Raw genomic sequence first — 3,669 nt, 5'->3', positions numbered from 1 at the left:
TTTCTTTAGTTAAACAAGACCAACAAGAACAACTAACCTTGTTACAAAGCATCCCAGGAATAGGACTTAAAACAGCTTTGTTTTTAATTGTAGTTACCGATGGTTTTGATAAGTTTGAGACTGCATCACAACTCTGTAGTTATGTAGGAATCACACCGACAATTAGAGAATCTGGCAGTAGTGTTAGAGGCCGTGCTAGAATAAGTAAAATAGGTAATCGAAAGCTTCGGAATCTTTTGTTTTTATGTGCTTTTAATGCTTGTAAACACAACAAAGCTTGCAGAGAACTATATCATCGGATAATAAATAAAGGAAAAAGTAAAAAACTAGCTTTAATAGCAGTAGCTAATAAGTTATTAAAACAGTGTTTTGCTATTGCAAAATCAGGAATGCCTTATGATGAAACCTATGTTTCTGTTTTAAAGCTTAAGTAAAATTTAAATAAAAAAACAAGCATAAAAAAAGCTTAAACTAAAGTTTAAGCCTAGAATAATAGTATCTAAATTTAACGAAGATTTTGTTTGTTTTTCACCTCAGTTCTTTGTTATATACTGTTTTCTTTTTTCCAATCAGTTTTCAAATATTTTAAAGCATCTTCTAAAGCTTTTCTTGAAGGTTTAGGATTAAAATCTAATTCTTTTCTTGATTTACTAATATCATAATCTTGTTTTAATCCATAAAACATATCCAAGTAATGTCTTTGTAATAAAGGCTCTTTACCTGTAAGTTTACTGCTAAATTCCATTAGACCAGCAACAGAGTACAACAAACATTTTGGTGCTTTTTTAGGCATTTTTAATTTTAATTCAGGGTATAATTCTGATGCTATTTTTACTGTTTCTTGTAGCGTAGTGTGTTGCTCGTTCGATAAAATATAACGTTCTCCATTTCTGCCTTTCTGCATAGCATTATATAGACCAGAAGCTACATCTTTTACATCCACCCAATTTAAAGTTACATTGGTGTCTACAGGTATTTCTCCATTTAAAACTTGTAATACAAGGTTGTTAGAATAACTTAATTTATAAGCTTTGTCACCAATCATAGCAGAAGGTAAAACAAGAACAGTCCTAATACCATATTTTTCACCCAATTCTAATGCTAGTTTATCTGAATCATTTTTAGAATTGTAATACCAGTTTCGTCTGTCTTTGTTATATCCATTGTCCACATTAGCTGGTAATTTTGTAAAATCCAAACTAGCTACTGAACTTACATAAACGATATTTTTGATGCCACATTCTTTAGCAATGTCAAACACATTTTGTGTTCCTTGCATATTATTATCATAAATTTCAGTTTTAGGGTTTTTAGCCCACATACTAAAATTAGCAGCCACTGCATATAAGTTTGTAACTCCTTGAAATGCTTTTTTTAGAGATTCTCTGTCGGTAATATCAGCTTGAACAACTTCACAGTCTAACCTTTTAAAAGGTTCCGTGTTATTAATGTTCCTTACAGTTGTTCTTACTTTTTGGTTATCGGAAAGTAAAAGTCTAATTAGGTTGTTTCCTAAATGTCCGTTTCCGCCAGTTATTAATGAAATTTCGTTGCTCATAATTTTTAAATTTTGTTTGAGCAAATTTCGATACCTTTATAGAGGTTAGAAATAACATTTGTTAGAAAGCGATTTGTTTTCTAATGCGACTTAAAGATTGAGGTTCCATTCCTAAAAATGAAGCGATATTGTCAATAGATACATTTAAAGCTAATTTTGGATACTGATTCACAAATTTTAGATAACGTTCTTTTGCTGTTAAAATTTGAAAATCTTTAACACGTTCTAATTTGCAACCTAAATGTTCGTTGGTTACTTCTTTGACAAATATTGCCCAAAATTTTGTTTCTTTTTGTAAAATATCAAAATCAGGTTTTGATATTTTTAGAACTCTAGACTCTGTGATAGTTTCATAATAATCTAATGACGGTGTTTCTGTCATAAAACTATCTAAAGAGGTGAAAAAATCTTGTCCCGATACAAGATGCTGTACGACAATCTTTCCGTCAGAGTTTTGATATCCTTTTACAATTCCTGTATCTAAAAAATAAATATATCGCTCAACTTTTCCTGCTTTTAAAAGATTAGTTTGAGCTGGTATTTCTTCATAAACGAAATGCTTTTTGATTAAATCAATATCATTTTGAGTTAAAGTAACTCTCGATTGTATGTAATTAATTAGATTTTCCATTTTGCTTTGTAATGGTATATAACGTTTAGTATAAGAAACGTAGGGCAAGAGATAAGCACTATCGTTTAGGTTTATTACTTAGCTAAATATAAATATTTTGCTTTTATCTTTTCTAATATAAAGGCCAAATTTTATATTTAGCGGACTTTGTAAATATTCACATACCTTTCGGTTTAGCACAAACGCCCTATGTTTTTTATACCCTGTTGGCAGTAGTTTTACCATTCCCTCCAGTCTTCAGTTAAATCAATTTCAGAGTCAATTTCTAATCCTGTCTCTCTAACAATTTGATTTATAAAATCACAAATTTCTTCTCTTTCCAATGTGTCAATAATGTTCAACCTATCATTAATTTTATTGATATTTAAAGTGATTTTTTTTACTGAATTAAAAATAGTTGTAGCGTTTTTTTTATTAGTTAAATCAATGATTTTATTGATGTATTCAATTAATAATTTTTCAATTATCTCAATTGATTTATGAGTAAAAATCTCATCACCCTCAAGTCTTCGTTTTTCCCATTCAATTGTAGGAAGCTTATTTTTGAAATTTGAAATATTGGCAATGTTTTCTAATTTTATATTTTTATTTTGTTGCTTTAATTTTTTCTTGAGAATCTCCTTTTCAATTTCATATTTATCAAGCTTCATAACTCTTAACCATATCAATTCATATTTATCATTTAAAGCCGTTAAAATTCTAAAGTCATCAAATTTGAACCACCAAGAATGCCCATAAGTGGAATTACTTTTGTCGTAAGGTTTCTTTTTAAGTTTTTCGAAAATTAAATCCTTGTCATCACCTAATTCAAGAGAAAATGGTAGTTCGATAGGTGATTTTTCTTTTTTTATTGAAAAATTATTGTCAACTGTAATTTCACTTATAATTAATTCATCACTAGAACTATCAGAAACATTGATAGGACTACCATAATTATGTGAAAACATTTTATTACCTACAAAAGTTAATGATATTTCATCTCCTTCTTCCCAAGTGTCTGCTTGATAAATATATCCGCCTGCATTTTTTTGGATTCTAATTTCACCATTCAATTTATATTTTTCTATGAATGATTTTATTCTATTACTTTCTATAGAATAACTTAGTAACTCTATTAGTGAAATTTCTTGCATATTTTTTAATTACTGCCAACGGTGCGTATAAGAAAAGTAGGGCTGGTGGTAAGCGTTGTTCTTTCCGTTTAGCCACAAGCCGAATCTTTTGCATTTTGTTTTTACCTTATTTTTTTAAAAGCCAAATCAAAAGATTTGGCGACTTTGCAAATATGCCCAAGCCTTTGTTTAAGAACTATTCGCCCTATGTTTTTTATACATCTTAAGTTTGATTTCTATTAAATTTAATTATAAATCAGAAAGAATAAAAGAGAGAATTAAGGTTACTTTATACGGTGAAGCTGAAGACTTCGACAACATTGATAATCCTCTCTCTTTACTACTCTTTATCACGTTCAGTTCCTTTA

At 29.2% G+C, this 3,669-nt stretch carries 4 protein-coding genes; 1 reads left to right on the top strand and 3 read right to left on the bottom strand.

What is annotated here, in order from left to right; translation table 11 throughout:
- Window positions 1-434, top strand: a 434-nt coding sequence (locus KO500_RS12405; protein WP_215956871.1) for a transposase, incomplete at its 5' end; no start/stop codon positions are given.
- Window positions 435-544: 110 nt separating this feature from the next.
- Here KO500_RS12405 and KO500_RS12400 read toward each other — a convergent pair.
- The 3 genes from KO500_RS12400 to KO500_RS12390 all read right to left on the bottom strand — a co-directional run bounded on the left by KO500_RS12400 (window position 545) and on the right by KO500_RS12390 (window position 3,322).
- Entirely contained in the window at window positions 545-1,558 is a 1,014-nt protein-coding gene (locus KO500_RS12400) for an NAD-dependent epimerase/dehydratase family protein (protein ID WP_215956870.1), read from the bottom strand.
- Between the two features lie 61 nt (window positions 1,559-1,619).
- On the bottom strand, window positions 1,620-2,189 hold the full coding sequence (locus tag KO500_RS12395) for a Crp/Fnr family transcriptional regulator (RefSeq protein WP_215956869.1): 570 nt from the start codon (window positions 2,187-2,189) through the stop codon (window positions 1,620-1,622).
- Between the two features lie 218 nt (window positions 2,190-2,407).
- A complete protein-coding gene (locus KO500_RS12390) occupies window positions 2,408-3,322 on the bottom strand; it encodes a hypothetical protein (protein WP_215956868.1) in 915 nt (304 codons plus the stop codon).
- Between the last annotated feature and the right edge of the window lie 347 nt (window positions 3,323-3,669).

Source organism: Cellulophaga baltica, assembly GCF_018861125.1.
GTDB lineage: Bacteria > Bacteroidota > Bacteroidia > Flavobacteriales > Flavobacteriaceae > Cellulophaga > Cellulophaga baltica_A.
This window is presented reverse-complemented; position numbering and strand designations above follow the sequence as displayed.